Raw genomic sequence first — 25,699 nt, 5'->3', positions numbered from 1 at the left:
CTTCGGCAGCTCCTACGCGAATGAGGAATCCTGATGGACCGTTACGTCGTATTCGGTAATCCGATTGGCCACAGCAAATCGCCGTTGATCCATCGCCTGTTTGCCGAGCAGACCGCTCAGCACCTGGACTACAGCACCTTGCTGGCGCCGCTGGATGACTTTTCCGGTTGTGCCCGGGCGTTTTTCAACGAAGGTCGTGGCGCCAACGTCACGGTGCCGTTCAAGGAGGAGGCCTATCGTCTGGCCAATAGCCTGACGGAACGGGCGCAGCGAGCGGGTGCGGTCAACACCTTGAGCAAACTGGCGGATGGCAGCCTGTTGGGTGACAACACTGATGGCGCCGGGCTGGTGCGGGATTTGATGGTCAACGCCGGGTTCAGCCTGCGCGGTAAACGCATTCTGCTGCTGGGCGCAGGCGGTGCGGTGCGTGGCGCGTTGGAACCGTTGCTGGCCGAGCAGCCGGCGTCGGTGATCATCGCCAACCGTACAGTGGAAAAAGCCGAATTGCTGGCCGAACTGTTCGCCGATCTCGGCCCGGTGTCTGCCAGTGGTTTCGACTGGCTACGTGAGCCGGTCGACCTGATCATCAACGCAACGTCGGCCAGTCTGTCAGGCGATGTACCGCCGATTGCCAGCAGCCTGATCGAACCGGGCAAGACCGTTTGCTACGACATGATGTACGGCAAGGAACCGACCTCGTTCTGCCGCTGGGCCAGCGAACACGGCGCTGCGGTGTCGATGGATGGCTTGGGGATGCTCGCCGAACAGGCCGCCGAAGCATTCTTCCTGTGGCGCGGCGTACGCCCGGACACCGCACCGGTGCTGGCCGAACTCCGTCGGCAGTTGGCGTTATAACCAATGTGGGAGCGAGCTTGCTCGCGATAGCCATCTGTCAGTCACATCAGTGCTGGAAGTTGCTGGCGTCATCGCGAGCAAGCTCGCTCCCACAGGGGGCCATCGTGATGTCGGTTTAATCCTCGAACCGGATCGGGCATTTCTCCGGTCCTTCGAGCTTCATCAACTCCTCGACCACATGCCCCCGCGCCCGGCGCAGGATCAGGCTGCGGCCTTGTCTGAGCAGTCGTCGCGCTTCCTGGTGCAGCATCTCCACGCCGGAATAGTCGATGAAGTTGATGTACTGCCCTTCGATCACCACCTTCAACCCTTGAGTGCGTTGCAAACGCACTTGCAGGTAGTGGCTGGCGCCGAAGAAGATCGAGCCGCCGACCCGCAGAATCTCTTCATCGCCTTCGCGCCACTGCTGCACGCGGGGTTGTGAGGTGCGCTTGAGGTAGAAGAACAGCGAGACCAGCACACCGGCATAGATTGCCGTTTGTAGCTCCAGCAGCAAGGTCGCGACGCAGGTCAGTGCCATCACCGCGAATTCGGCATGGCTGACCCGGAACAACGCGCGAATGCCGCGATGGTCCACCAATCCCCAGCAAATCAGCAGAATGCTCCCGGCCATGGCCGGAATCGGGATATGCGCAATCAGCGCCGCCCCAGCCACCGCAAACAACGCCACCCACAGCGCCGAGAACACCCCGGCCAACGGCGAGCAGGCGCCCGCTTCATAACTCAAACCTGAACGGGTGAAGGAGCCGGCCGACAAGGAGCCTGAGAAAAAACTGCCGACAATGTTCGAAAGCCCCTGCGCGCGAACTTCCTGATTCGCATCGAGCAACTGCTGCGAACGCGCCGACAACGAGCGGGCAATCGACAGGCTGGTGACCAGCCCGAGCATGCCGACCGCCACCGCGCTGGGCAGCAGACGCAACATCAGGTCCAGATCCAGCGGCAACGGGCTGAACGGCGGCAACCGGCCCACGAATGAGCTGACCAACTTCACATGGCCAAACATCGATGGCCACAGCCACACCAACAGGCCGCTGAAGATCAGGCTGATCAGCAGGCTCGGCCAACGCGGCAGCAGCAGTTTCAGCGCGATGCCTACCGCCAGCGTGACGAGGCCCAGCACCAGCGACGGTTTATCCAGCGCGCCGATGTCGCCGATCAATGACATCAGGCTGTTCAACGCCGTGGCCTGATTCGGCAGGTCCAGCCCCAACAGGTTCGGCAACTGCCCGAGGGCGATCACCACCGCCGCACCGAGGGTGAAACCCAGCACCACCGAGTGCGAGACGAAGTTCACCAAGGCACCGAAGCGCAACATGCCCAGCAGCCACTGGAAAACACCGGCGAGGAAGGTCAGCAGCAGAATCAGCGTGACGTAATCCTGGGAGCCGGGCACGGCCAAGGGACTGACGCTGGCGTAAAGAACGATAGAGATTGCCGCCGTCGGGCCACAGATCAAATGCCAGGAGGAACCCCAGAGGCAGGCGATCAACACCGGAATGATGGCGGCGTACAAGCCATATTCGGCGGGTAACCCGGCGATCAATGCGTAGGCAATGGATTGCGGCAACGCAAGAATCGCCCCGCTGAGGCCAACGACAAGATCGCGGCCGACGTTGGCGCGGGTTTGCCTGGGCAGCCAGCTGAGAAAGGGGAAGAGTTTATGGCGGTTGGGGATTGCCATGGATCCTCTCGGTGAGTGACTGAAAATGCTTCAGGGTGGTGTTTCAGTTGCGGCGGTGCAAGGGCAAAAGTCGATTCGCGAGCAAGCTCGCTCCCACAGGTTCGCGCATTTCCCTGTGGGAGCGAGCTTGCTCCGGGCGGCGATCCGACGATGGCGTCCTCGGACTTTATAACTTGGCTTTGACCACTGACAATGCATCCTTCCCATCCGCCGTTTTCACGCCGTCCAGCCACTTCTCCAGCACTGCCGGATTAGCCTTGATCCACGCCTTCGCCGCATCGGCGTTGCTGACCTTCTTGTTCACCACCTCGGCCATGATGCTGTTCTCCATCTCCTGGGTGAAGCTCAGGTTGGTCAGCAGTTTGCCGACGTTCGGGCAGGCCTGTGCATAACCTTTACGGGTCAGGGTGTGGACGCTGCCGGTGTCGCCGAAGTACTTCTCGCCGCCCTTCAGGTAATGCATTTTCAGTTGCACGTTCATCGGGTGCGGGGTCCAGCCGAGGAAGGTCACGAACTTCTGTTTTTTCACCGCGCGGGACACTTCGGCGAGCATCGCCTGTTCGCTGGACTCAATCAGCTTCCATTGGCCTAGGTCGAAATCGTTCTTCTTGATGATCTCTTGCAGCGAGATGTTCGCCGGCGCGCCGGAGCCAATGCCGTAGATCTTTTTATCAACTTCTTTTGGGTGTAGCTCGGCGTATTTGTTCAGGTCGGCAAAGTCATGCACACCGGCGTCCCACACATAGTCCGGTACCGCCAGGGTGAACTCGGTGCCGTCGAGGTTCTTCGACAGTTGGGTGACATCGCCATTGGCCACGAACTTGTCGTAGAAACCCTGCTGCGCCGGCATCCAGTTGCCCAGGAACACATCGACCTGGCCATCCTTGAGCCCGCCAAAGGTGATCGGCACCGCCAGGGTGTCGACCTTGGCCTTGTAACCCATGCCTTCAAGCAGGAAACCGGTGATGGCGTTGGTCGCGGCGATGTCGCTCCAGCCCGGGTCCGCCATCTTCACCGTGTCGCAGCTTTGCTCGGCGTAGGCCGACACACTGCTCAAGGCCAGCAGCCCCGCCGTCAGTACTATGGATAACCTTTGCATGTTCTTCCCCTTACGTTATTGGTTTTGGCAGGGTTGTGGATAACGTGCTTTGCGCTCCAGATCATCAAGGTCGATGTGGTTGCGCATGTACTGCTGACTGGCGTCGACCAGCGGCTGGTGGTCCCAGCTCTTCAGCTTGCCGAGGGTCAGCGCCTGAGTGACGAAACGTCGTCGACGCTGGCTGGCGAGCACCTGTTGGTGGATTGCCGGGATATCCCATTTAGCGCGTGCTTCGGCGAGAAAATCGTCGAACATCTGGCGATGTTGCACGGATTGGCTGAGTTCTTCCTGTTCGTGCGGATCGTTGTGCACATCGAAGAGCAGACATGGGTCGTCTTCGCTGTAGATGAATTTGTACGCGCCACGGCGGATCATCATCAGCGGGCTGATCGTGCCTTCGGCCATGTACTCGCCGAACACTTCGTCGTGCCCGCCCTGCCCCTGCAAGTGTGGAACCAGCGAGCGACCGTCCAGTGGCAAACCGGGTTCCAGGCTGCCACCGGCCAATTCCACCAGGGTCGGCAGCAGATCGGCGGTGGACACCGCAGCACTGACTCGCCCAGCAGCGAACTGCCCCGGCGTGCTGACCAGCAGCGGTACGCGGGCGGCCATTTCGAACCAGTGCATTTTGTACCAGAGCCCACGCTCGCCGAGCATGTCGCCGTGGTCACCGGAAAAGACAATGATGGTGTCGTCGATCAGCCCCGTATCCTCGAGGGTTTGCAGAAGTTTGCCGACGTTGCTGTCGATATAGCTGCACGCACCGAAATAGGCGCGCCGCGCATCGCGAATCTTATCCACAGGCAGCGGCTTGCCCCACAGATCGTAAACCTTGAGCAGACGCTGGGAATGCGGATCGAGATCGGTTTGCGCCGGGGTTTCCGGCAGCGGGATATCTTTGTCGTCGTACAGGTCCCAAAAGGCTTTGGGAATGGTGTACGGATCGTGTGGGTGAGTCATCGACACGGTCAGACAGAACGGCTGATCGCCGTCTTCGCGGATATGATCGAACAGGTACTGCTGGGCCTTGAACACCACCTCTTCATCGAAATCCAGCTGATTGGTGCGCACGCAGGGCCCGGCCTGTAGCACCGAGGACATGTTGTGATACCAGCTCGGGCGCACGTCCGGTTCATCCCAGTTCACTGCCCAACCGTAGTCAGCCGGATAGATATCGCTGGTCAGGCGTTCTTCGTAGCCATGCAGCTGATCCGGACCACAGAAGTGCATCTTGCCGGACAACGCGGTGCGGTAGCCGAGGCGCCGCAGGTAGTGGGCATAGGTCGGCACGTCTGCAGGAAAATCCGCCGCGTTGTCGTAGGCGCCGATCTTGCTCGGCAACTGGCCGCTGACCAGGGTGAACCGCGAAGGTGCGCACAACGGGCTATTGCAATACGCGGCGTCGAATACCACGCCTTGCGCGGCCAGGCGGCTCAGGTTGGGCAGCTTGATCGGCGATGGGCCGTAGAACGGCAACAGGGGCGCAGCCATTTGATCGGCCATGATGAAAAGAATGTTCTTGCGCTTCATGTGATCGCGGCATTCCATAGTGAGGAGTTATGCGAAAGTGCTGTGATCGAGGATGTAGCCCACGCACTTCGTGGTAAAGCCCACGCCAGGCAATGACTAGGATAAGAACAGCTTATGTATGACGCCCTTGGTGATTTGTCCCTGGACCTGTTCCGCGCCTTTGAAGCCGCTGCGCGTCATCGCAGCTTCACCGCCGCGGCAGTGGAGCTGGGCACCACGCAACCGGCTGTCAGCCAGCAGATCAAACGGTTGGAGGAGCAACTCGGTACGCGGCTGTTCGACCGCATCTACCGAGGTATCGAGCTGACCGAGGCCGGGGCGATTCTGTTCGAGCAAGTGCAGGCCGGTTTGCAGAGCATCGACGCCGGGCTGAATGCGATCAGCGCCCAGCATCAGCACGAGGTGTTGCAGGTGGCCACCGACTTCGCCTTTGCCGCGTATTGGCTGATGCCGCGACTGCACCGTTTTCATGAAGCCAATCCGCAGGTGGACGTCAGCCTGGTCACCAGCGAGCGCAGCCACAACATGCTGCGCACCGACATTGACGTGGCCGTGCTGTTTGGTGATGGGCGTTTCAAACAGGGTGAAAGTCATTGGTTGTTCAGCGAAGAAGTATTTCCGGTGTGCAGCCCGCTGCTGCTTAAAGACCGCGCGGTGCCCCTGCCTGCCCACGCTCTGCAAGAGTTGCCGTTGCTGCATTTGCGCGGCGAAAACAGCAGCCACTGGTTCGACTGGAGCGGCGTGTTCCGCACCTTGGGCATCGCCACCCCTCCCGCGCCGGGGCAGTTGCGCTTCGACAATTACACGCTGCTGATTCAAGCGGCGATTGGTGGCCAGGGCGTGGCCATCGGTTGGCGACACCTTGTGGATAACTTGCTGGCGCAAGGCTTGTTGTGCCGGCCGATTGCCGAGACGGCGATGTCGAGCTTCGGTTATTACGTGGTCCTGCCCCAGCGCAAACGCCGCAGCGCGCTGATCCAGAAGTTCGTTGACTGGCTGATGACCGAACAGGCCAGCAGCGCGGAGTCGCTGACAGGTTTGGCCCTGCCGTCGATTGCGGTGTAGCGTTGCGGCTGGAATGAATCCCAAGACACGAGAACGCTATGCAACAGATCAAGGGCATGCAACGGATCAAGGGCTACCACGCCCACGTTTACTTCGACGCAAACACCATCGACCAGGCGCGAGCCCTGTGTGAGCAGGCTGCGCAGTTGTTTCCGCTGACGATGGGCCGGGTGCACGAACGGCCGGTAGGCCCGCACCCGGACTGGAGCTGCCAGTTGGCCTTCGCGCCGGAGCAGCTTGGCGAAGTGCTGCCGTGGCTGGCGCTCAATCGCAAAGGTTTGGTGGTGTTTGTGCACCCGGATACCGGTGATGACCTGGCCGACCACACTGACCATGCGATCTGGATGGGTGCGATACGGCCACTGGATTTGTCGATTTTTTGAGCAGGTTTGAGAGCTAGGTTGCCTGTCAGGGCCTCATCGCGAGCAAGCTCGCTCCCACAGGGGAACGCATTTCAATGTGGGAGCGAGCTTGCTCGCGATGACGGCGGTTCGGACTACACAAAACCCTGATCAACACTCAATACAGCACACCCTCCAGCACCTCATAAACCACCCCGGTGCCTATGGCGATCAGCACAATGTCGCCGCCCATGCGTCGCCATTCGTAACCCGGGTAGTACGGCAAGTGTTCGAGGGCTCGGCTGTCCAGGCGTTCGCCGTAGTAGCCGCGCGGCAAAGGTTGGCCTCTGACCCAGCGAACGCCCGGCGGTGGTGGCGCACCGCGTACGAAATACCCGTGGTTGACGCGGATCACTTCGCGTACCGGACCGAAGTCCCGAGGTGGCTGTCTGTATTCAGGGCCATGCTCGCGGTGTTCATCGCCACGATGCTCATACCGCGGGCCGCCGCGATCATGATCGTCGCGTTCATCGGCGCTTACGTGGAGCAAGGGCGTGGCGCCGAGCATCAATACACCCAGGCTGGCGATCAAGCGTTTGGGCATTTTCATTTGGGTCTTCCTCACAGCGTCCACAGCAAAAAAAGGGGCTCAGAACTCGGTTCCAAACCCCTGGGTCTTGCTATTTAGTCTGCGGTGCCGGGCACTTAATTCCTCTGTATCAGGAACTTTACTCTTAGCTGACGCGGGCTTTACGCACACCTTCGGACAACGCCGAGCACAGGCCCAGTACGCCGTCGATGGCCTGCTCAGGTGTGGCCGCGTTGGCGATGTGGTCGATCAGCGCCGAACCCACCACCACGCCGTCTGCCAGACGGGCGATGGACGCCGCTTGCTCCGGTGTGCGGATGCCGAAACCGATGCTGATCGGCAGGTCGGTGTGGCGACGCAAACGGGTGACGGCTTCTTCGACGTGTTCCAGGGTCGCCGCGCCAGCACCGGTCACACCGGCTACCGACACGTAGTAAACGAAACCGGAACTGCCATTGAGCACGGTTGGCAGGCGCACGTCGTCGGTGGTCGGGGTGGTCAGGCGGATGAAGTCGATGCCTGCCGCTTGCGCCGGGTCGCACAGCTCGGCGTTATGCTCGGGTGGCATGTCGACCACGATCAGGCCGTCGACGCCGGCTTCTTTGGCATCGCTGATGAAGCGCGGTACGCCGTAGTAGTGGATTGGGTTGAAGTAACCCATCAGCACCAGTGGAGTGTCGGTATTGTCTTTGCGGAACTCGCGAACCATTTGCAGGGTTTTCGCCAGGTTCTGTTTGGCGCCCAGGGCGCGGATGTTGGCAAGCTGGATCGCCGGACCGTCGGCCATCGGATCGGTGAAGGGCATGCCCAACTCGATCACGTCGGCGCCGGCTGCTGGCAAACCCTTGAGGATCGCCAGCGAAGTGTCATAGCTCGGGTCACCGGCGGTGATGAAGGTCACCAGGGCGGCGCGGTTCTGTTCTTTGAGTTCGGCGAAGCGTGTTTGCAGGCGGCTCATCAGTGTTTCTCCTGCTGGGAGTGCTCTTGTTGAGAGTGCTCCATGTGGTGCATCACGGTCTGCATGTCTTTGTCGCCACGGCCGGAAAGGTTGACCACCATCAGGTGATCTTTCGGCAGGGTCGGTGCGCGTTTGAACACTTCGGCCAGGGCGTGGGCGCTTTCCAGTGCAGGAATAATCCCTTCCAGGCGGCAGCATTTGTGGAAGGCGTCGAGGGCTTCGTGGTCAGTTACCGAGGTGTACTGGACGCGGCCGATGTCATGCAACCAAGCGTGTTCCGGACCGATACCCGGGTAATCGAGACCGGCGGAGATCGAGTGGGCGTCGATGATCTGGCCATCGTCGTCCTGCAACAGGAAGGTCCGGTTGCCGTGCAGCACGCCCGGTACGCCGCCGTTCAGGCTGGCCGCGTGTTTGCCGGTTTCGATGCCATGACCTGCTGCTTCAACGCCAATGATTTCGACGCTTTTATCATCGAGGAACGGGTGGAACAGGCCCATGGCGTTGGAACCACCGCCGATGCACGCCACCAGGCTGTCCGGCAGGCGACCTTCCTGGGCTTGCAGCTGTTCGCGGGTTTCCTTGCCGATCACCGCCTGGAAGTCGCGGACCATTGCCGGATAAGGGTGTGGGCCGGCCACGGTGCCGATCAGGTAGAAGGTGCTGTCGACGTTGGTCACCCAGTCACGCAGGGCTTCGTTCATCGCGTCTTTCAGGGTGCCGGTGCCGGCAACTACCGGGATCACTTCGGCGCCCAGCAGCTTCATGCGGAACACGTTGGCCTGTTGGCGCTCGATGTCGGTGGTGCCCATGTAGATCACGCAATCGAGGCCAAAACGTGCAGCCACGGTGGCGGTCGCCACGCCGTGCATGCCGGCGCCGGTCTCGGCGATGATGCGTTTTTTACCCATGCGCCGCGCCAGCAGGATCTGGCCGATGCAGTTGTTGATCTTGTGCGCGCCGGTGTGGTTCAGCTCTTCGCGCTTGAGGTAGATCTTCGCGCCGCCGCAGAATTCGGTCAGGCGTTCGGCGAAATACAGAGGGCTTGGACGGCCGACGTAGTCGCGCTGGAAGTAGGCCAATTCTTCTTTGAATGCAGGATCTTCCTTGGCCGCTTCGTATTCGCGGGCGAGGTCGAGGATCAACGGCATCAGGGTTTCGGCAACGTAGCGGCCGCCGAACGCGCCAAACAGGCCGTTGGCATCAGGGCCGTTGCGCAGATTAGTCTGGGTCATGGGGCGCTCCAGTTGAATACGTGAAGTGGCAATGGCGTTCACTCTACCCCTGACGTTCCACGCTGAAAACCGATAAGATCGCCGTAACCTGTCAGGAAAACTCACAGATCCCATGAGCCATGACCTTCCCCCGCTGAACGCCCTGCGCGCCTTCGAGGCCACTGCCCGCTTGAACAGCGTCAGTCAGGCTGCGGAGCAATTGCACGTGACCCACGGTGCGGTCAGCCGGCAGCTGAAAGTGCTCGAGGAGCATCTGGGGGTGAGCCTGTTCGTCAAGGATGGGCGCGGCCTGAAACTCACAGATGCCGGCGTGCGCTTACGCGATGCCAGCAGCGAGGCCTTCGAGCGTTTGCGCACCGTGTGCGGTGAGCTGACGCAAGGCCACGCCGACGCGCCGTTCGTGCTCGGCTGCTCCGGCAGCTTGCTGGCGCGCTGGTTTATTCCGCGTTTGGGCCGGCTGAATGCCGACCTGCCGGATTTGCGCTTGCACCTGTCGGCGGGTGAAGGTGATCTCGACCCACGACGACCGGGGCTGGATGCCTTGCTGGTGTTTGCCGAGCCGCCGTGGCCTGCGGACATGCAGGTTTATGAGTTGGCCAGTGAGCGCATCGGCCCGGTGTTGAGCCCGCGCTTTGCCGGTTACGACAGCCTGCGCCAGGCGCCGGCTGCTGCGTTGCTCAACGAACCCTTGTTGCACACCACTTCACGCCCGCAAGCCTGGCCCAGTTGGGCGCAGCGCAACGGCCTCGATGCCAAAGCGTTGAAGTTCGGGCAGGGTTTCGAGCATTTGTATTATTTGCTGGAGGCGGCGGTGGCGGGGTTGGGCGTGGCGATCGCCCCTGAGCCGCTGGTGGCCGAAGATTTGCAGGCCGGTCGCCTGGTTGCGCCGTGGGGGTTTAGCGAAACCCCGGCGCAACTGGCGTTGTGGCTACCCAAGCGCGCCGCGGACGGGCGCGCTCGACAGTTGGCGCAGTGGCTGAAAAACGAGCTGCGCCAAACCCTTTAATTACCGCGTTTGTACAGCAGATACGCCGCCAGCAAACCCAAGGCACCGACCGCGACGCTGGCGGTGGTCCACGGGTGCTCCTGGGCGTAATCGCGGGTGGCGATCCCGGTTTCGCGGGTTTTGACTTTGACTTCTTCGTACGCATCGCTGAGCAGGTGGCGCGAATGCTTCAGCGCGCTCTCGGCGTTGTTTTTGAGAGCCTTGAGGGTTTTCAGCGACTCGTCCGAGGCATCGCTCTTCAGGCTTTCCAGCGACTTGAGCAGACTCTCGATCTCGGCTTCCATGCTTTGCAATGACGCTTTACGCAACGAGGTGATGGCCATGATGACTCTCCTGCATTGATTGAGTGCGTATGTTGGTTGGGACTCCAGCGGTTCGCGAAAGTGCAGTAAATCTTGGGAATGGCAGGCACAAGAAATACCGAAAATCGCTGCTAGGCTCTAATCACTACTCAAGGAGAGCGCCATGACTGACCATCACACTTACAAGAAAGTCGAGCTGGTTGGCTCGTCCCCGACCAGTATTGAAGAAGCCATCAACAACGCCCTGGCCGAGGCCAGCAAAAGCATCAAGCACATGGAATGGTTCGAAGTCACCGAAACCCGCGGGCACATCAAGGACGGCCAGGCGGCGCACTTTCAGGTGACGCTCAAGGTCGGTTTCCGGATTGCCAATAGCTGAGGTTGAGCTAGGCTTCTGAACTTGTGCGCTGGCCGATTGCCATAGGGAATGGCAAAGCGCTACTTCGTCTTGGGCGACAGACGCTCAGTGTTAACGCTTACCCCTTTTGATCCGACCAGGGAATGTGACCGATGAAGAAATTTATGTTGGCGGTGGGTTTGTTGAGCATTGCGGGAACAACCTTTGCGGCGGGCAAGCCGTGCGAAGAGTTGAAAAGCGAAATCGCGGCAAAAATCGACGCCAAGGGCTCCAAAAACTATTCGCTGGAAATCGTTGATAAAGGCGCGGCCGCGGGTGGCAAGGTGGTCGGCAAGTGCGAGGCAGGCAAGAAGGTCATCGTCTACAAGAAGTAGATTGAGTCCGTTGTTTATGTAAAAGCCGACGCCATGGCGTCGGCTTTTTTCCGGGTGCTGTTTGGGGCTCAGCCCTTCATCACTTGCGCCAGCAGTTCGTAGGAATGCAGGCGATCGGCGTGTTCGTACAGATCGCTGGTGAAGATCAGTTCGTCGGCCTGAGTCTGCTCGATCAGCACCTCAAGTTTTGCGCGAATCTTCGCCGGGCTGCCGACCATCGCCAGACCGAGGAAATCACCGACGGCTTCTTTCTCATGAGGCAACCACAGGCCGTCCATGGTTTTCACCGGTGGACGCTGAACCAGGCTTTGGCCGCGCATCAGTGCCAGAATCCGTTGGTAGACCGAGGTCGCCAGGTAATCGGCTTGTTCGTCGGTATCGGCGGCTACCAGCGGCACGCCGAGCATCACGTAGGGTTTATCCAGTACGGCTGAAGGTTTGAAGTGATTGCGGTAAACCCGAATCGCTTCATGCATATATCGTGGTGCGAAATGCGAGGCAAAGGCGTAAGGCAAACCGCGTTCGCCGGCCAGTTGCGCGCTGAACAGGCTGGAACCCAGTAGCCAGACTGGCACATTGGTGCCCGTGCCGGGCATCGCGATAATGCGCTGGTCCGGCGTGCGTGGGCCCAGGTAGCGCACCAGTTCGGCCACGTCTTCCGGGAAGTCGTCGGCGCTGCCGGAGCGTTCACGGCGCAAGGCGCGGGCGGTCATCTGATCGGAACCCGGTGCGCGTCCCAGACCGAGGTCGATTCGCCCCGGATAGAGACTTTCGAGGGTGCCGAACTGCTCGGCGATCACCAGCGGTGCATGGTTGGGCAGCATCACGCCACCGGAACCTACACGAATGGTCGACGTCCCGCCGGCCAGATAGCCAAGCAGTACGGAAGTCGCGGAACTGGCGATGCCATCCATGTTGTGGTGTTCGGCGACCCAGAAGCGGTTGTAGCCCCACTTCTCGACGTGTTGCGCCAGGTCCAGCGAGTTGCGCAGCGATTGGGCGGGGCTGCCGTTCTCGCGAACGGGCACCAGGTCCAGCGTCGAGAACTTGATATCGGACAGTTGTTTCATAAGCCGGCTTCTCCAATGAGGGTACGCAGGCTTTTCTCACCAACGAAAACCTGCCGAATGCATGAGCGTGCTCTATGCAATGTGGGCATATACCCGAGTTTCAATAGCAGACATGAATTTGCCGACCAGATAAGTGGTTCGATCTGACAAGGTGAACTTTGCCCAGTCTTCTATCCTCAGAACCCTGGCAACCGAAAACCATGAAGGCGCGACCCTTCGCGCCGGATTTTGAGGAGGCAGAGATGAGTATCAAAAAGAAAGCATCGGCGCATTGGGTCGGTGATCTGAAAACCGGCCTGGGTTCTATCTCGACTGAAACCGGGGTTTTGAAAAATGCACCTTATGGCTTCAAGGCGCGTTTTGAAGGCGGCCCCGGCACCAACCCGGAAGAGCTGATCGGCGCCGCTCATGCGGGATGTTTCTCCATGGCATTTTCGATGATTCTCGGTGAGGCTGGCCTCAAGGCCGACACAATTGACACCAATGCCGAGGTGACACTGGATCAGGTCGACGGTGGTTTTGCGATCACCGCCGTGCACCTGACGCTCAAAGCGAAAATCCCCGGCGCCAGCCAGCAGCAGTTCGAAGAACTGAGCAAAAAAGCCAAAGAGGGCTGCCCGGTGTCCAAAGTGCTGAACGCCAAAATCAGTCTGGATGCAACGCTGGTGAATTGAGTTCTGTGCAGTAAAGATCGCAGCCTTCGGCAGCTCCTGCGGGTTCACATCGATCCTCGTAGGAGCTGCCGAAGGCTGCGATCTTTTTTGTTCCGGATCAAACTCGCTGGGTAAAACTGTGGTCGAATAAGTGACAGCAGCTTCAGCGCATAACTGTGCGCGCTGCCTGAAGGGAGCTTCAACCATGAAACGTTTTGCCTTGGCGGTTATCTGCAGCGTGCTGGCCACATCGGCCCTGGCGGCAACCAAATCCTGCGAAGAGCTCAAGGCCGAGATCGAATCCAAGATCCAGGCCAATAACGTATCGTCCTACACCCTGGAGATCGTCACCAATGACGAAGTGCACGACCAGAACATGGTGGTCGGCACGTGTGAAGGCGGAACGAAGAAAATCATCTATCAGAAGAACGACAGATAATCCGTCTTACGGGATGCAAAAAGTCTGATTCTCTTCGGCGACGAGTTCGCGCTTGGCGTTATACAGCCGGGCACTGGGCGTGGTGGTCAGCGAGCGAGCTTCGAGCAGGTAACGTTGGCCGGCTTCGAAATGATCGTAGCGCACGGTCAAATAGCACAATCGGTTTGGCGAATCGAAGTTCATGCCAAAGCCTCCGTAAAACTGCTCGAAGTCGAAGCGAACCTTCAGTTCATGGCTGCCGGGTGTGACCTGGAAGAATCGCCCGTCTTTCAGGCGCTTATTGTCCAGGCTCTCGGCCATGAGGACTTTGCCACCGGGCGTTGGCATGGCGAAGTCGACCCAGGCCATGTTCGGGTTCGCGGCTGGCAACGGGGTCATACAGCCGGCCAGCGAGCTGATGGCGAGAAAAAGCAGAATCCTGCGCATGATCAATTTCCGGGTGGTCAGGTATTAATCATAGCGCCGATCAGGTGCGCCGGCAGCCTGCCGGATGCGCCTGGCCAACGACTTTTCGCTGCTGATCGTAGAGCTTGGCCCACGGCCGGAAGCCGATATTCCCTGCTTGCAACTGATACCGCTGGCCGGCATTGAAATCGTTGAATTTCACACTCAACTGGCAATCGCGCCACAAAGGTTCGGCGTCGGGGCCGATGTCAGCCGGTTGCACCGCAAACAGATAACGCACCTTCAGCTCATGGCTGCCCGGCGGTACTTCGAAGTAGCGTTTATCGACGGAGGCCTTGGCATCGACTTCCAGCGCTTGCAGCGTGGTGCCGTTTTGATGGGGGCCAAGGTCGATCCAGGCTTGTGTCGGGTCGGGTTGGGGCAGTCCGGCACAGCCGGCCAACATCAGCAGACTTCCAGTCAGCATTAACACGCGCATAGCGAAGCTCCAGTCAGGCGAGATAGTCTTGCGGGCAGACTCCCCAAGGATGATTCGATGTGATCAGGCCGCCTCCAAGCCATCGGTTACTTGATCGCGTTTTGCGCGTTTTGTTTCCGGCCACGCTGCTTTTACTGCTCAACGGTTGCACGAGCGTCAGCTACTACGGCCAGTTGGCCAGCGGTCAGTGGCAATTGCTGCGTGCGCGTGAGCCGGTGAGCGAGGTAGTTGCCGACCCTGCGCGTGACGCGAAACTGCGCGCGCACCTGGCTCAGTCACAAAAGGCCCGCGAGTTCGCGAGTCAGCAGTTGCATCTGCCAGACAACAAAAGTTATCGCCTCTATGCCGACATCGGCCGACCGTTTGTGGTGTGGAATGTGTTCGCCACGCCGGAGTTTTCCCTCAAGCCGCAGAATCATTGCTTTCCGATTGCCGGATGCGTGGCCTACCGCGGGTACTACAGCCAGAGCGCCGCACGAGGCGATGCGGCGCTGCAGCGTCAGCAAGGCATGGACGTGTCGATCAGTGGCGTTGAAGCCTATTCGACCCTGGGCTGGTTCGACGACCCGATCATCAGTTCGATGATGAACTGGGGCGACGAGCGTCTGGCGACGCTGATTTTTCACGAGTTGGCGCATCAGCGGTTTTACGTGAAGGACGACACCGAGTTTAACGAGTCTTTTGCCACCTTCGTCGAACAGGAAGGCACCCGCCAATGGCGCGTGGCGCGCGGTTTACCACCTGCCAGTAAGGCTCAAGAGCAGCAGCGCGATCAATTTACCCGATTGGTTCTGGATACCCGTACGCGGCTCGAAAAGCTCTACGCATCGCCCCTGGCGGCTGAGCAGATGCGCCAGCGTAAAGCCGCCGAGTTCGAACGTTTGCGCAGCGACTACCGAGCCCTGCGCGACGGCCAATGGGCTGGCGAGAAGCGCTACGACGCCTGGATCAATGCCCCGATGAACAACGCCAGGTTGCTGCCATTCGGGCTCTATGACCAATGGGTGCCGGCGTTTTCCGTGGTGTTCAAACAGTCGGGTGGGGATTGGCTGAAGTTTTATGCAGCGGTCGAGAAGTTGGGGGCATTGCCCGTAGAACAACGCAAGGCTGCGTTGAAGGCGTTGGCAGCCCTTTGAGATTTGCGTTGGATGAACTGACGCCATCGCGAGCAAGCTCGCTCCCACAGGGGATCGCGTATTTACCCAACAACTCGGTCTAATGTGGGAGGGGCGGGGGTGCTCGCGATGGCGGTGCAACTAGCGCTGCAAAAACGCCTGATGCAACTCGGCCAATGTCTCGAAGTGATACGCCGGCTGTTCGGCGCTCAATTCTTCGTGGCTGCCGAAACCATAACCCACTGCTGCCGCGTCCAATCCGTTGCGCTTGGCACCGATCAGGTCGTGTTTGCGGTCGCCGATCATCAGCGTGGTGCTTGGATCGAGTCCTTCTTCAGCCATCAAATGGGCAATCAGCTCGACCTTGTCGGTGCGGGTGCCGTCCAGTTCGCTGCCGTAGATCACCTTGAAGTGCCGATCGAAACCGAAGTGCCGGGCGATTTCCCGGGCGAAAATCCACGGCTTCGACGTCGCGATGTACAGCTGCCGCCCTTGCCCGTTAAGGGTTTCCAGCAGGGGTGTGACGCCGTCGAACACCCGGTTCTCGTACAGGCCGGTGACCTTGAAGCGCTCGCGATAGAAATTCACCGCCTCCCAGGCCTTGGGCTCGTCGAAGTCGTAGAACTGCATGAAGGCTTGCAGCAATGGTGGGCCGATGAAGTGTTCGAGTCTGGTCAGATCAGGCTCGTCGATCCCCAGTTTGCTCAAGGCGAACTGGATCGAGCGGGTGATGCCCTCACGCGGGTCGGTCAGGGTGCCATCGAGGTCGAATAAAACAGTTTGGTAATGCATGAAGATTCCTGAGTGAGTCTGCCGGTGTCAGAGCTGGTCGTAGCCTTCGGCCAGATGCAGGTCCTTGAGCTTCACGTAATTCGCCGCGCTGTAGGTGAAAAACGCCCGTTCCTTGTCAGTCAGTGGACGGATCTGTTTCACCGGGCTGCCGACATAGAGGAAACCACTTTCCAGGCGTTTGCCCGGTGGCACCAGACTGCCAGCGCCGATGATCACGTCGTCTTCGACCACCGCGCCATCCATGACGATACTGCCCATGCCGATCAGGATCCGGTTGCCGACCGTGCAGCCGTGCAGCATGACTTTATGGGCGATGGTCACGTCATCGCCGATCAGCAGCGGGAAGCCGTCGGGGTTGAAGGGCCCTGCGTGGGTGATGTGCAAAACGCAACCATCCTGCACGCTGGTGCGCTGACCAATGCGGATACGGTGCATGTCGCCGCGGATCACGGTCAGTGGCCAGACCGAGCTGTCTTCGCCTATTTCGACGTCGCCGATCACCACTGCCGAACCGTCGACAAACGCGCCTTTGTCGAGCACGGGGGTGTGGTTCTGGTACTTGCGAAGGGACACGATAGGCTCTCTCTCTTTTGTTGATAGCTGCGGTTGGCGTCGATTGTAATTAAGATGGGGCTATGTTTCTTCCAGCATGTTTCTATCAGCCAAGGTGCCAACCGTGAGCGTGAACAACCCTCTTCTGCAGTCCTACGACCTGCCGCCGTTCTCGGCGATCCGCGCCGAGCACGTACAACCGGCCATCGAACAGATCCTCGCGGACAACCGTGCCGCCATCGCCGAGATCCTCAAAAGCCAGGGTAAACAACCTACCTGGGCCGGACTGGTGCTGGCGATGGACGAGTTGAACGATCGCCTGGGCGCGGCCTGGAGCCCGGTCAGTCACCTGAATGCGGTGTGCAACAGCGCCGAACTGCGTGAGGCTTACGAGTCCTGCCTGCCGGCACTGAGCGCCTACGCCACCGAGTTGGGCCAGAACCGCGAGCTGTTCGAGGCCTATGAAGCCCTGGTCAACAGCCCGGAAGCGGTCGATTTCGACGTCGCGCAAAAAACCATTCTTGAGCACGCGCTGCGTGACTTCCGTCTGTCGGGTATCGATTTGCCTGCGCCTGAGCAAAAGCGTTACGCCGAGGTGCAGAGCAAACTGTCCGAGCTGGGTAGCCATTTCTCCAACCAATTGCTCGATGCCACCCAGGCCTGGACCAAACACATCACCGATGAAGCCGCCCTCGCCGGCCTGACTGATTCGGCCAAGGCGCAGATGGCTGCCGCCGCCCAGGCCAAAGATCTGGATGGCTGGCTGATCAGCCTGGAATTCCCGAGCTACTTCGCGGTGATGACCTACGCCCATGACCGCGCGTTGCGCGAAGAAGTCTACGCTGCGTACTGCACCCGTGCGTCGGACCAAGGCCCGAATGCCGGTCAGAACGATAACAGCCCGGTGATGGAAGAGATCCTCGATCTGCGTCAGGAGCTGGCCAAGCTGCTGGGTTTCGCCAGCTTCTCGGAGCTGAGCCTGGCGACCAAAATGGCCGAGTCCAGCGATCAGGTGCTGAACTTCCTGCGCGATCTGGCCAAGCGCAGCAAACCGTTCGCCGCGCAGGATCTGGAACAGCTCAAGGCCTACGCCGCCGAACAGGGCTGCCCGGATCTGCAAAGCTGGGACAGCGGTTTCTACGGCGAAAAGCTTCGTGAACAGCGTTACAGCGTCGCCCAGGAAACCCTGCGTGCGTACTTCCCGATCGACAAAGTACTGAGCGGTTTGTTCGCCATTGTCCAGCGTCTGTACGGCATCGAAATCGCCGAGTTGAAAGGCTTCGACACCTGGCACCCGGACGTTCGCCTGTTCGAAATCAAGGAAAACGGCCAGCACGTCGGGCGCTTCTTCTTCGACCTGTATGCCCGCGCCAACAAGCGTGGCGGTGCCTGGATGGACGGCGCCCGCGATCACCGCCGTACCGCCGCAGGCGTGCTGCAAAGTCCGGTGGCCAATCTGGTGTGCAACTTCACTCCGGCCGACAGCGGCAAGCCTGCCCTGCTGACCCACGACGAAGTCACCACCTTGTTCCACGAATTCGGTCACGGCCTGCATCACCTGCTGACCCGCGTCGAATATTCCGGTGTGTCCGGTATCAACGGGGTGGCCTGGGATGCGGTCGAGTTGCCAAGTCAGTTCATGGAAAACTGGTGCTGGGAGCCGGAAGGCCTGGCATTGATCTCCGGTCACTACGAAACCGGCGAGCCACTGCCGCAGGACCTGCTGCAAAAAATGCTCGCGGCGAAGAACTTCCAGTCTGGTCTGATGATGGTACGTCAGCTGGAATTCTCGCTGTTCGACTTCGAACTGCACGCCACTCACGGCGACGGCCGTAGCGTGCTGCAAGTGCTCGAAGGCGTTCGCGATGAGGTTTCGGTGATGCGTCCGCCGGCCTACAACCGTTTTCCCAACAGCTTTGCGCACATCTTCGCTGGCGGTTACGCGGCGGGTTACTACAGCTACAAATGGGCTGAAGTGCTGTCGGCCGATGCTTTCTCGAAGTTCGAGGAAGAAGGCGTGCTCAATGCGGCCACCGGTCGTGCGTTCCGCGAGGCGATCCTGGCCCGCGGCGGTTCTCAGGAGCCAATGGTGCTGTTCGTCGATTTCCGCGGACGTGCGCCGTCGATTGACGCACTCTTGCGCCACAGCGGCCTCAACGAGGACGCGGCAGCATGAGTGACGGGCCTGTGAGCAAAACCAAGAAACGCTTCATCGCCGGGGCAGTCTGCCCTGCGTGCAGTGAGCCGGACAAGTTGATGATGTGGAGCGAAGACGAAGTGCCGCACCGCGAATGCGTGGCCTGCGGTTATTCCGACACGTTGAACGAGCAAGGTCTGTCAGTGCCCAAGGAATTGGGTACGCGGGTTAACACCACCGCGTTGAAGGTCCCGGACGCCAAGGTCCAGGCTGTGCAGTTCTTTCCCAATCCAAAGCTGAAGAAAAAGCCCGACGATCATTCCTGATCACCCGGCTCTTTGAAATCCGCCTTTGAGCCTGAGTGCTCAAGGGCGGTCTCTGTCGACGACCACCACCATCCTCTATTGCAGGTCCATGAGCCGCCTCACCTGTTTGGGTAAGGGGCTTGTTGTGGCGCGCCTCTCAGATCTTCGGTTCTTCGCTATTCACCGTTTTTAACCAGCTTTTCATCGAGCAGGTAGCAAACACACTGGTACTGCAATCGCCGTTAGCCAGCGCGGTGCGCAGTTTGTCGATATCTGCCTTCATCATGTAACGAATGCCGTTCTTGAAGTGGGTATTGTCGTCGAAACCGCCCTGGGTCATTTCGTTCAGAGCGTCCTCCTTGCTCCAGCCTTGCACCACCACGCGGTACATCGCAGCCATCAAGCCGGTGCGATCCGATCCGCGTTTGCAGTGGATCAACACCGGGCCTTTGCTTTGACCGGTTTGAATGGCCCGCAACGCACTCAGCACCTCGCTGTCATCGACATGGCTGGTCTTGTACGGCAATTGCACCAGGTTGATGCCGGGTGTCGATAGCCAGCTTGCGTCGGACTCGGGCAGAAAATTGATCACCGTCGCGATCTGGAATTTTTCCAGCAGTGGTAGCGCTCCATGATCGGGAAGTGCGCTGCGGTAGAGGGTCGGTGACATCTGGTAAAGGCCGTACTGCGCTTCGACGGGTTGGGCCCATTCTGCGGGACGGATGGATTGGGTTTGCTCGGCCTGAACCTGATCGAACGCAAAGCACGCCATGAATGACAGGCACAGTGCGAGCAAGAGGCGGTTTTTCGACATGAGTCAGGAGGCCGTGGATGAAGGAATGGGCGACGAAATCCCAGCCTGAACCCTGAGCAGTCAAAGCTCTGTGAGGGGCTTGTCAAAGAATCGTTAAGCCTGAGACCTTCTGTGACCTTTACGATGCCGGCATTTGCGGAAAAGCAATGGCGGGAGGGTGAACTTTACTTGCACGAGCTGGCGTAATAGGCGGACGTAGATAACGTGAGCGGACATTATCGGTTTACGTCAGCGTGAGGTGAAATAGACGTGGGCTGAGAAAACGCGATAAGCAAGTAGTATTGAGCGTTGTTAAGTTGATATAGACAACGCCTACGGGAATGATGTCGTAGGCGTTGGTTTATGACGGGTAGAGTGTATTACCCGACATGGCACCCAACCGGATCACGGGCTGACGATGTTTGCATAAGCTTTGGCCAACGCCAGCAGCTTGGCTTTGTCATCGGCATCAATATCGCCATCACCGTCGACATCCTTGCGCAGGGTCCCGATAGTGAAGGAGCGCCCGCCGTCGCTGGAAACTGCGGTCATGAAGATCGAGTCAACCAATGCTTCCGTTTGCATTTTATTTTCTGGATCCCAACCCAGTTCCTTGCGGGCAAGTTGCATCGACACAAGAGTATTGGGTTCCGAAGGACCAGGTTTCATTAGTTGCAGGAAAATACCGCGTTGATTAAGGAAAGACATCGTTAAATCCTTTTATGGGTTATCCAGAGTGGTGTTGCAAGTGGCAAGGATAATACGGGTGATTTTTATCGGATGGCCAATAGTTATATGTTTCCCGTTTTTACGGTTATTGGTTGTTGGTTGTTGGTTATTGGTTATTTAACAAGTAACCCGTATAAAACGAGTAGAACTTTAACTTGGCACCTTCGCTGAAGCTGCCGAACGGCACTGGCCTGACAGCGAATCTTTCGATACTGTACAGGCATACAGTTATGGGGTTTTCCAATGTTCACGCCCTTGCCACCTCGCGGACGCGGCACCGCCAGCAATCCGCACAATCGCTTTGCGCCAAACCGTTCGGTGGCCGAAGACGATGGCTGGTACCAGGAAGCACCGCTGACCCAGGGCACCGAGGTGCGCATCGAGACGGCGAAAACCATCATCACCCGCAACAACTCGCCCGACCTGCCCTTCGATCGCTCGATCAACCCCTATCGAGGTTGCGAACACGGTTGCATCTACTGCTATGCGCGGCCAAGTCATGCCTATTGGGACCTGTCGCCGGGCCTGGATTTCGAGACGAAGCTGATTGCCAAAAGCAACGCTGCCGACGTACTGGAGCAACAGCTTTCCAAACGCGGTTATCAGTGCGCGCCGATCAACCTGGGCTCCAACACCGATCCCTATCAGCCGATCGAGCGCGAACACAAAATCACCCGGCGAATTCTTCAGGTGTTGCTGCGTTACCGGCATCCGGTGACCATCATCACCAAGGGATCGCTGATTCTTCGCGATCTGGATCTGCTCAGTGAATTGGCCGAGCAGCGGCTGGTGGCGGTGATGATCAGCCTGACCAGCCTCGACGACGAGCTCAAACGCATCCTTGAGCCGCGGACGGCTGCCCCGAAGGCGCGGTTGCGGGCGATTCGGGTCATGCGCGAGGCCGGGATTCCGGTGGGCGTCTTGTGTTCGCCGATGATTCCAATGATCAACGACAGTGAGCTGGAAAGCCTGCTGACCGAAGCACATGCGGCCGGTGCGCAGAGTGCGGCGTACATGATGTTGCGCCTGCCGCTGGAGGTGGCGCCGCTGTTCGAGGAGTGGCTGACGGCTCACTATCCGCAACGCGCAGCCCATGTGTTGAGTTTGATCCGCCAAAGCCGCGGCGGTGAACTGTATGACAGCCGCTTTGGCGCCCGCATGCGTGGTGAAGGACCGTTCGCCGACCTGCTGGCGCAACGCTTCGCCAAAACGATAAAGCGTCTTGGGCTCAATCAACGTGAAGGTTTCAATCTGGACTGCGAAGCCTTTTGTCCGCCTGGTGCTCAGATGTCGTTGCTTTAGCAACAATTGGCCTATGGTTGAGTAGTGAAAAACGCTGGGAGTTTTTATCCCGGTCACGTTTTTTGTAACCTTGAACGCATGTTCTAGAGCGGTTGATTCAGTTTGAGTTAAGTTTCGCTGGTTACCTTGTTCATCGAGTGACTAGATGGTCACTGGTCGGCGATCTGAATGTTTTCCAGCCAGTCGCTGGCTTTATCCCAGGTAAAACGGGAAAATTTCCCTACTCCGTCAAAGAGGATGAATTATGAGTGACAAGGATAAACAGCCGTTGGCTGCGTCGGCTTCCGCCCTGCCCGAGGCCGAAAGCGCCGATGCAGCGCTGCAGCATATTGTTGACGGTTTTTTACACTTCCACCACGAGGTCTTCCCGCAACAGGAAGAACTCTTCAAGAAACTCGCTACGGCTCAGCGGCCCAGAGCGATGTTCATTGCATGCGCGGACTCGCGCATCGTTCCCGAATTGATTACCCAAAGCGCCCCTGGCGATCTGTTCGTCACCCGCAACGTTGGCAACGTAGTGCCGCCCTATGGCCAGATGAACGGCGGGGTTTCCACGGCCATCGAATATGCAGTGCTGGCCCTTGGCGTGCAGCACATCATCATTTGTGGGCATTCCGATTGCGGTGCCATGCGTGCGGTACTCAATCCGCAAAGCCTGGAAAAAATGCCCACGGTCAAAGCCTGGCTACGTCATGCCGAAGTAGCAAAAACCATGGTCCAGGAAAACTGCCATTGCGCTGACGAAAATGAAAGCATGCAGGTGCTTACCGAAGAAAACGTCATCGCCCAGTTGCAGCATTTGCGCACTCACCCCTCAGTGGCCTCGCGCATGGCCAATGGTCAGCTGTTTATCCATGGCTGGGTCTACAGCATCGAAACCAGCGAAATCAAAGCCTACGACGCGGATAAGGGCTGCTTCCTGCCTCTGGACGGCAGTCATCCGATACCCATGGCGACGCCAAAAGCGCGCTTCTAAATCCTCCTAAACACCGTGTCTGGTCTGGCCAGGACCGCTGAAAAAGCGGTCGGGCTTCGCCGCGCCTGAAGAATCTCAGGAGAACGCTAATGCGTGCTGCGCAATTGAAAGCTGTTTTGCCACGGGAGCTGCTCGCTTCGGTGGTGGTGTTTCTGGTCGCCCTGCCCTTGTGCATGGGCATTGCAATCGCTTCCGGCATGCCGCCGTCCAAGGGCCTGATCACCGGGATTATCGGTGGCCTGGTGGTCGGTTGGCTGGCCGGTTCGCCGCTGCAAGTCAGTGGTCCGGCTGCGGGGCTGGCGGTATTGGTCTTTGAACTGGTACGCCAGCATGGTGTGGCGATGCTCGGGCCGATTTTGCTACTGGCCGGGTTTCTGCAACTGCTGGCCGGGCGTTTGCGCCTGGGCTGCTGGTTCCGCGTGACGGCGCCGGCAGTGGTCTACGGCATGTTGGCGGGCATTGGTGTGCTGATCGTGCTGTCGCAGATGCATGTGATGCTCGACGGTCTCCCTAAACCCTCCGGCCTGGATAACCTCAGCGGGTTTCCGGCGGCCATTGCCCAAGCCGTGCCAATACTGGGTGGCGGGCTGGGTTGGCAGGCCGGTCTGCTTGGGCTGTCGACGATTCTGGTGATGGGCTTGTGGGAGAAGTTTCGTCCGCAAGCGCTGCGCTTTATTCCCGGCGCCTTGCTCGGCGTTGGTTTGGCGACCCTTGCCAGTCTGGCGCTGGCATTGAACGTCAAACGGGTCGAAGTCCCGGCTAACCTGGCCGAGGCGATTGACTGGCTGAAACCGGCCGACCTGTTGAATCTGGCTGACCCCAACCTGCTGATCGCGGCCTTCGCCGTGGCCTTCATCGCCAGCGCCGAAACCCTGCTCTCGGCCGCCGCGGTGGATCGCATGCACAGCGGCGAGCGTTCGGATTTCGACCGCGAATTGTCAGCCCAGGGTGTGGGCAACATGCTCTGCGGTCTGGTCGGTGCGCTACCGATGACGGGGGTGATCGTACGCAGTTCAGCCAACGTACAGGCTGGCGCCAAGACTCGGTTGTCGGCGATTCTCCACGGTGTCTGGCTGCTGGCGTTTGTGATGCTGCTGTCCAGTGTGCTGCAAAGCATTCCGGTGGCCAGCCTGGCCGGCGTGCTGGTGTATACCGGGGTGAAACTGGTGGATCTGAAGGCGTTTCGCGGACTGGGACGGTATGGCCGAATGCCAATGTTTACCTATGCGGTGACCGCACTGGCAATCATCTTCAGTGACCTGCTGACCGGGGTGCTGATCGGTTTCGGCCTGACCCTGGCGAAGCTGGCCTGGAAGGCCTCGCGATTGAAGATCAGCCTGATCGACCTTCCGGCAGAGGGTGAAATGGAGTTGCGACTGGTGGGCGCTGCGACCTTTCTCAAGGTGCCGGCGTTGACCCAGGTGCTGGGGGCTATTCCAGCCGGTGCGACGGTGCATGTGCCGCTGAATAACCTGAGTTACATCGACCACTCATGCCTGGAATTGCTTGAGGAATGGGGGCGGGCCAATGCCAGCAAAGGCTCGAAATTGTTAATTGAGGCGCGTGGGTTGAAGCGAAGGTTGGAGGGGCGATTGCGGACAACCGTGGGGGTAGGCTCCGTCAAGGCTTAAAGCAAAAGATCGCAGCCTCCGGCAACTCCTACAGGGAATTACATTCATCCGTAGGAGCTGCCGAAGGCTGCGATCTTTTAGACGCTACGGATCAAGCCGCTGGCTGATCCAGTTCCAGACCTACGCCCAGCTGGCGCGACAAACACGGCCAGCGCTTCCAGGCGGCACCGGTGTCCGGGCTGTTGAGCTTTTCCCGGTAGGCTTCGACGGATTCCAGCGCGAAGCTTTCTTCATTCAGCATCTCGTCGACGGCGTGATGTACAGCCTCATCCAGTTGATTGGCGAAGTCCTCGCCGATCAGTTGGTGGGCAATCAGGTTGGCGACAGTCATGTCCAATGGGATCAGTGGCTGGCCGAAATGTTTGATGTAGAGATCGTTAACCTCTTCTACCAGGCGATGCGCCAGATAGGCTTCGTCCAGCAGGCTATCCAGGCCAACGTGACCGGCCATGATTGCCGGTGGCTGGAGGAAGAACTGCTCGGCGATTTTCAGCACCGGTTTGATCTGCGACTCGATACCCGCTTCGCGAGCTACGTCGTTGGCGGCGTCGAGCAGGTCTGGCACTTGTTCTATATAAGCGGCAACAAAACGGGTCATCACGCCATTGGCGTCGACGTCCGGCAATTGGATGGCGGAGTGCAGGTGCGGCAATTGGACTTCCAGCTGACGGGTCAGCTGACCGGTTTCGGCTTCATGTTGTTGGGCACGTTGAATCTGCTCGCGCAATGCGGCGGTGTTCATGAAAACTCCAGGAAACGAATGCAAGGAAATAGGGGAAGACATAAGTTAGCCTGCTTATCAAAGTGGCTAAGACGTATTTGTCATAATTATTTCACCTTTGATGCCGCTGCGTTATATCGATTTGCCATCACCGATCCCACATCCTTCTCCATCCGTGGCCTGTGGCGCAAGTGCAAGGTGTTTC

General features: G+C 59.1%; 29 protein-coding genes. 14 read left to right on the top strand and 15 right to left on the bottom strand.

Annotated elements, in window-relative coordinates:
• Positions 1 to 33: 33 nt before the first annotated feature.
• Positions 34 to 855 (top strand): shikimate dehydrogenase, encoded by an 822-nt coding sequence (gene aroE, locus BK659_RS22030; protein ID WP_123427045.1) that lies wholly within the window; start codon positions 34 to 36, stop codon positions 853 to 855.
• Positions 856 to 970: 115 nt separating this feature from the next.
• Here aroE and BK659_RS22025 read toward each other — a convergent pair whose 3' ends face one another.
• The 3 genes from BK659_RS22025 to betC form a co-directional block, all read right to left on the bottom strand.
• Positions 971 to 2,539 (bottom strand): SulP family inorganic anion transporter, encoded by a 1,569-nt coding sequence (locus BK659_RS22025; protein WP_123427043.1) that lies wholly within the window; start codon positions 2,537 to 2,539, stop codon positions 971 to 973.
• Between the two features lie 166 nt (positions 2,540 to 2,705).
• Positions 2,706 to 3,638 carry a choline ABC transporter substrate-binding protein gene (choX, locus tag BK659_RS22020; RefSeq protein WP_123427041.1) on the bottom strand — a complete coding sequence of 311 codons (933 nt, stop codon included), beginning with the start codon at positions 3,636 to 3,638 and terminating at the stop codon, positions 2,706 to 2,708.
• Between the two features lie 15 nt (positions 3,639 to 3,653).
• Positions 3,654 to 5,168: a choline-sulfatase gene (betC, locus tag BK659_RS22015; RefSeq protein ID WP_123427040.1), complete on the bottom strand. Its 1,515-nt coding sequence runs from the start codon at positions 5,166 to 5,168 to the stop codon at positions 3,654 to 3,656.
• 114 nt (positions 5,169 to 5,282) lie between these two features.
• On the opposite strand from betC, the gene BK659_RS22010 reads away from it, so the two are divergent.
• Positions 5,283 to 6,233: a choline sulfate utilization transcriptional regulator gene (locus tag BK659_RS22010; protein WP_123427039.1), complete on the top strand. Its 951-nt coding sequence runs from the start codon at positions 5,283 to 5,285 to the stop codon at positions 6,231 to 6,233.
• 56 nt (positions 6,234 to 6,289) lie between these two features.
• Positions 6,290 to 6,616 (top strand): DOPA 4,5-dioxygenase family protein, encoded by a 327-nt coding sequence (locus BK659_RS22005; protein ID WP_123427199.1) that lies wholly within the window; start codon positions 6,290 to 6,292, stop codon positions 6,614 to 6,616.
• A 136-nt stretch (positions 6,617 to 6,752) separates the two neighbouring features.
• On the opposite strand, the gene BK659_RS22000 is transcribed toward BK659_RS22005, so the two are convergent.
• The 3 genes from BK659_RS22000 to trpB form a co-directional block, all read right to left on the bottom strand.
• A complete protein-coding gene (locus BK659_RS22000) occupies positions 6,753 to 7,184 on the bottom strand; it encodes an anti-virulence regulator CigR family protein (protein ID WP_123427038.1) in 432 nt (143 codons plus the stop codon).
• Positions 7,185 to 7,308: 124 nt separating this feature from the next.
• Positions 7,309 to 8,121: a tryptophan synthase subunit alpha gene (gene trpA / locus BK659_RS21995; protein WP_123427037.1), complete on the bottom strand. Its 813-nt coding sequence runs from the start codon at positions 8,119 to 8,121 to the stop codon at positions 7,309 to 7,311.
• Positions 8,121 to 9,356, bottom strand: coding sequence for a tryptophan synthase subunit beta (gene trpB / locus BK659_RS21990; protein ID WP_123427036.1), 1,236 nt, complete (start codon positions 9,354 to 9,356; stop codon positions 8,121 to 8,123). Before trpB ends, trpA begins: the two co-directional genes overlap by 1 nt.
• Before the next feature lie 112 nt (positions 9,357 to 9,468).
• On the opposite strand from trpB, the gene BK659_RS21985 reads away from it, so the two are divergent.
• Entirely contained in the window at positions 9,469 to 10,362 is an 894-nt protein-coding gene (locus tag BK659_RS21985) for a LysR family transcriptional regulator (RefSeq protein WP_123427035.1), read from the top strand.
• Here the strand turns inward: BK659_RS21985 and BK659_RS21980 are convergent.
• Positions 10,359 to 10,685 carry an ElaB/YgaM/YqjD family protein gene (locus BK659_RS21980; protein ID WP_123427034.1) on the bottom strand — a complete coding sequence of 109 codons (327 nt, stop codon included), beginning with the start codon at positions 10,683 to 10,685 and terminating at the stop codon, positions 10,359 to 10,361. The genes BK659_RS21985 and BK659_RS21980 overlap by 4 nt on opposite strands.
• A gap of 142 nt (positions 10,686 to 10,827) precedes the next feature.
• Between BK659_RS21980 and BK659_RS21975 the strand changes: the two genes are divergently transcribed.
• Both BK659_RS21975 and BK659_RS21970 read left to right on the top strand, forming a co-directional pair.
• Positions 10,828 to 11,043, top strand: coding sequence for a dodecin (locus tag BK659_RS21975; RefSeq protein WP_123427033.1), 216 nt, complete (start codon positions 10,828 to 10,830; stop codon positions 11,041 to 11,043).
• A gap of 131 nt (positions 11,044 to 11,174) precedes the next feature.
• Entirely contained in the window at positions 11,175 to 11,396 is a 222-nt protein-coding gene (locus BK659_RS21970; RefSeq protein WP_123427032.1) for a DUF1161 domain-containing protein, read from the top strand.
• Positions 11,397 to 11,464: 68 nt separating this feature from the next.
• On the opposite strand, the gene BK659_RS21965 is transcribed toward BK659_RS21970, so the two are convergent.
• Positions 11,465 to 12,466, bottom strand: coding sequence for an LLM class flavin-dependent oxidoreductase (locus BK659_RS21965; protein ID WP_123427031.1), 1,002 nt, complete (start codon positions 12,464 to 12,466; stop codon positions 11,465 to 11,467).
• 242 nt (positions 12,467 to 12,708) lie between these two features.
• Here BK659_RS21965 and BK659_RS21960 point away from each other — a divergent pair, with 242 nt between their 5' ends.
• Both BK659_RS21960 and BK659_RS21955 read left to right on the top strand, forming a co-directional pair.
• Positions 12,709 to 13,140, top strand: a complete 432-nt coding sequence (locus BK659_RS21960) for an OsmC family protein (RefSeq protein ID WP_123427030.1) — start codon at positions 12,709 to 12,711, stop codon at positions 13,138 to 13,140.
• Positions 13,141 to 13,324: 184 nt separating this feature from the next.
• On the top strand, positions 13,325 to 13,558 hold the full coding sequence (locus BK659_RS21955) for a DUF1161 domain-containing protein (RefSeq protein WP_054594914.1): 234 nt from the start codon (positions 13,325 to 13,327) through the stop codon (positions 13,556 to 13,558).
• A 6-nt stretch (positions 13,559 to 13,564) separates the two neighbouring features.
• Here the strand turns inward: BK659_RS21955 and BK659_RS21950 are convergent, their stop codons facing one another.
• A complete protein-coding gene (locus BK659_RS21950; protein ID WP_123427029.1) occupies positions 13,565 to 13,984 on the bottom strand; it encodes a PA0061/PA0062 family lipoprotein in 420 nt (139 codons plus the stop codon).
• Between the two features lie 40 nt (positions 13,985 to 14,024).
• A complete protein-coding gene (locus BK659_RS21945; protein ID WP_123427028.1) occupies positions 14,025 to 14,441 on the bottom strand; it encodes a PA0061/PA0062 family lipoprotein in 417 nt (138 codons plus the stop codon).
• A gap of 59 nt (positions 14,442 to 14,500) precedes the next feature.
• Here BK659_RS21945 and BK659_RS21940 point away from each other — a divergent pair, with 59 nt between their 5' ends.
• Positions 14,501 to 15,577 (top strand): aminopeptidase, encoded by a 1,077-nt coding sequence (locus tag BK659_RS21940; RefSeq protein WP_123427027.1) that lies wholly within the window; start codon positions 14,501 to 14,503, stop codon positions 15,575 to 15,577.
• 120 nt (positions 15,578 to 15,697) lie between these two features.
• Here BK659_RS21940 and BK659_RS21935 read toward each other — a convergent pair whose 3' ends face one another.
• Positions 15,698 to 16,348: an HAD family hydrolase gene (locus BK659_RS21935; protein WP_123427026.1), complete on the bottom strand. Its 651-nt coding sequence runs from the start codon at positions 16,346 to 16,348 to the stop codon at positions 15,698 to 15,700.
• 27 nt (positions 16,349 to 16,375) lie between these two features.
• Positions 16,376 to 16,921, bottom strand: a complete 546-nt coding sequence (locus BK659_RS21930; protein ID WP_123427025.1) for a gamma carbonic anhydrase family protein — start codon at positions 16,919 to 16,921, stop codon at positions 16,376 to 16,378.
• A gap of 76 nt (positions 16,922 to 16,997) precedes the next feature.
• Between BK659_RS21930 and prlC the strand changes: the two genes are divergently transcribed.
• On the top strand, positions 16,998 to 19,076 hold the full coding sequence (gene prlC / locus BK659_RS21925) for an oligopeptidase A (RefSeq protein WP_185015442.1): 2,079 nt from the start codon (positions 16,998 to 17,000) through the stop codon (positions 19,074 to 19,076).
• A complete protein-coding gene (locus tag BK659_RS21920; protein WP_123427023.1) occupies positions 19,073 to 19,363 on the top strand; it encodes a YheV family putative zinc ribbon protein in 291 nt (96 codons plus the stop codon). Before prlC ends, BK659_RS21920 begins: the two co-directional genes overlap by 4 nt.
• A 136-nt stretch (positions 19,364 to 19,499) precedes the next feature.
• On the opposite strand, the gene BK659_RS21915 is transcribed toward BK659_RS21920, so the two are convergent.
• A complete protein-coding gene (locus BK659_RS21915; protein WP_123427022.1) occupies positions 19,500 to 20,156 on the bottom strand; it encodes a dual specificity protein phosphatase family protein in 657 nt (218 codons plus the stop codon).
• A 384-nt stretch (positions 20,157 to 20,540) separates the two neighbouring features.
• On the bottom strand, positions 20,541 to 20,843 hold the full coding sequence (locus BK659_RS21910; RefSeq protein ID WP_123427021.1) for a hypothetical protein: 303 nt from the start codon (positions 20,841 to 20,843) through the stop codon (positions 20,541 to 20,543).
• 264 nt (positions 20,844 to 21,107) lie between these two features.
• Between BK659_RS21910 and BK659_RS21905 the strand changes: the two genes are divergently transcribed.
• The 3 genes from BK659_RS21905 (at position 21,108) to BK659_RS21895 (ending at position 24,773) form a co-directional block, all read left to right on the top strand.
• On the top strand, positions 21,108 to 22,166 hold the full coding sequence (locus BK659_RS21905; RefSeq protein WP_123427020.1) for a PA0069 family radical SAM protein: 1,059 nt from the start codon (positions 21,108 to 21,110) through the stop codon (positions 22,164 to 22,166).
• Positions 22,167 to 22,410: 244 nt separating this feature from the next.
• Positions 22,411 to 23,142 carry a carbonic anhydrase gene (locus BK659_RS21900; protein ID WP_123427019.1) on the top strand — a complete coding sequence of 244 codons (732 nt, stop codon included), beginning with the start codon at positions 22,411 to 22,413 and terminating at the stop codon, positions 23,140 to 23,142.
• Positions 23,143 to 23,231: 89 nt separating this feature from the next.
• Complete coding sequence (locus BK659_RS21895) at positions 23,232 to 24,773, top strand: SulP family inorganic anion transporter (protein ID WP_123427018.1); 1,542 nt, start codon at positions 23,232 to 23,234, stop codon at positions 24,771 to 24,773.
• Positions 24,774 to 24,864: 91 nt separating this feature from the next.
• Here the strand turns inward: BK659_RS21895 and BK659_RS21890 are convergent, their stop codons facing one another.
• On the bottom strand, positions 24,865 to 25,515 hold the full coding sequence (locus BK659_RS21890) for a hypothetical protein (RefSeq protein WP_123427017.1): 651 nt from the start codon (positions 25,513 to 25,515) through the stop codon (positions 24,865 to 24,867).
• Positions 25,516 to 25,699 lie beyond the last annotated feature (184 nt).

It is taken from the genome of Pseudomonas brassicacearum (assembly GCF_003732225.1).
Classification (GTDB): domain Bacteria; phylum Pseudomonadota; class Gammaproteobacteria; order Pseudomonadales; family Pseudomonadaceae; genus Aquipseudomonas; species Aquipseudomonas brassicacearum_E.
The sequence above is the reverse complement of the archived record's forward strand: the minus strand, read 5'-3'. Positions and strand labels throughout refer to the sequence as shown.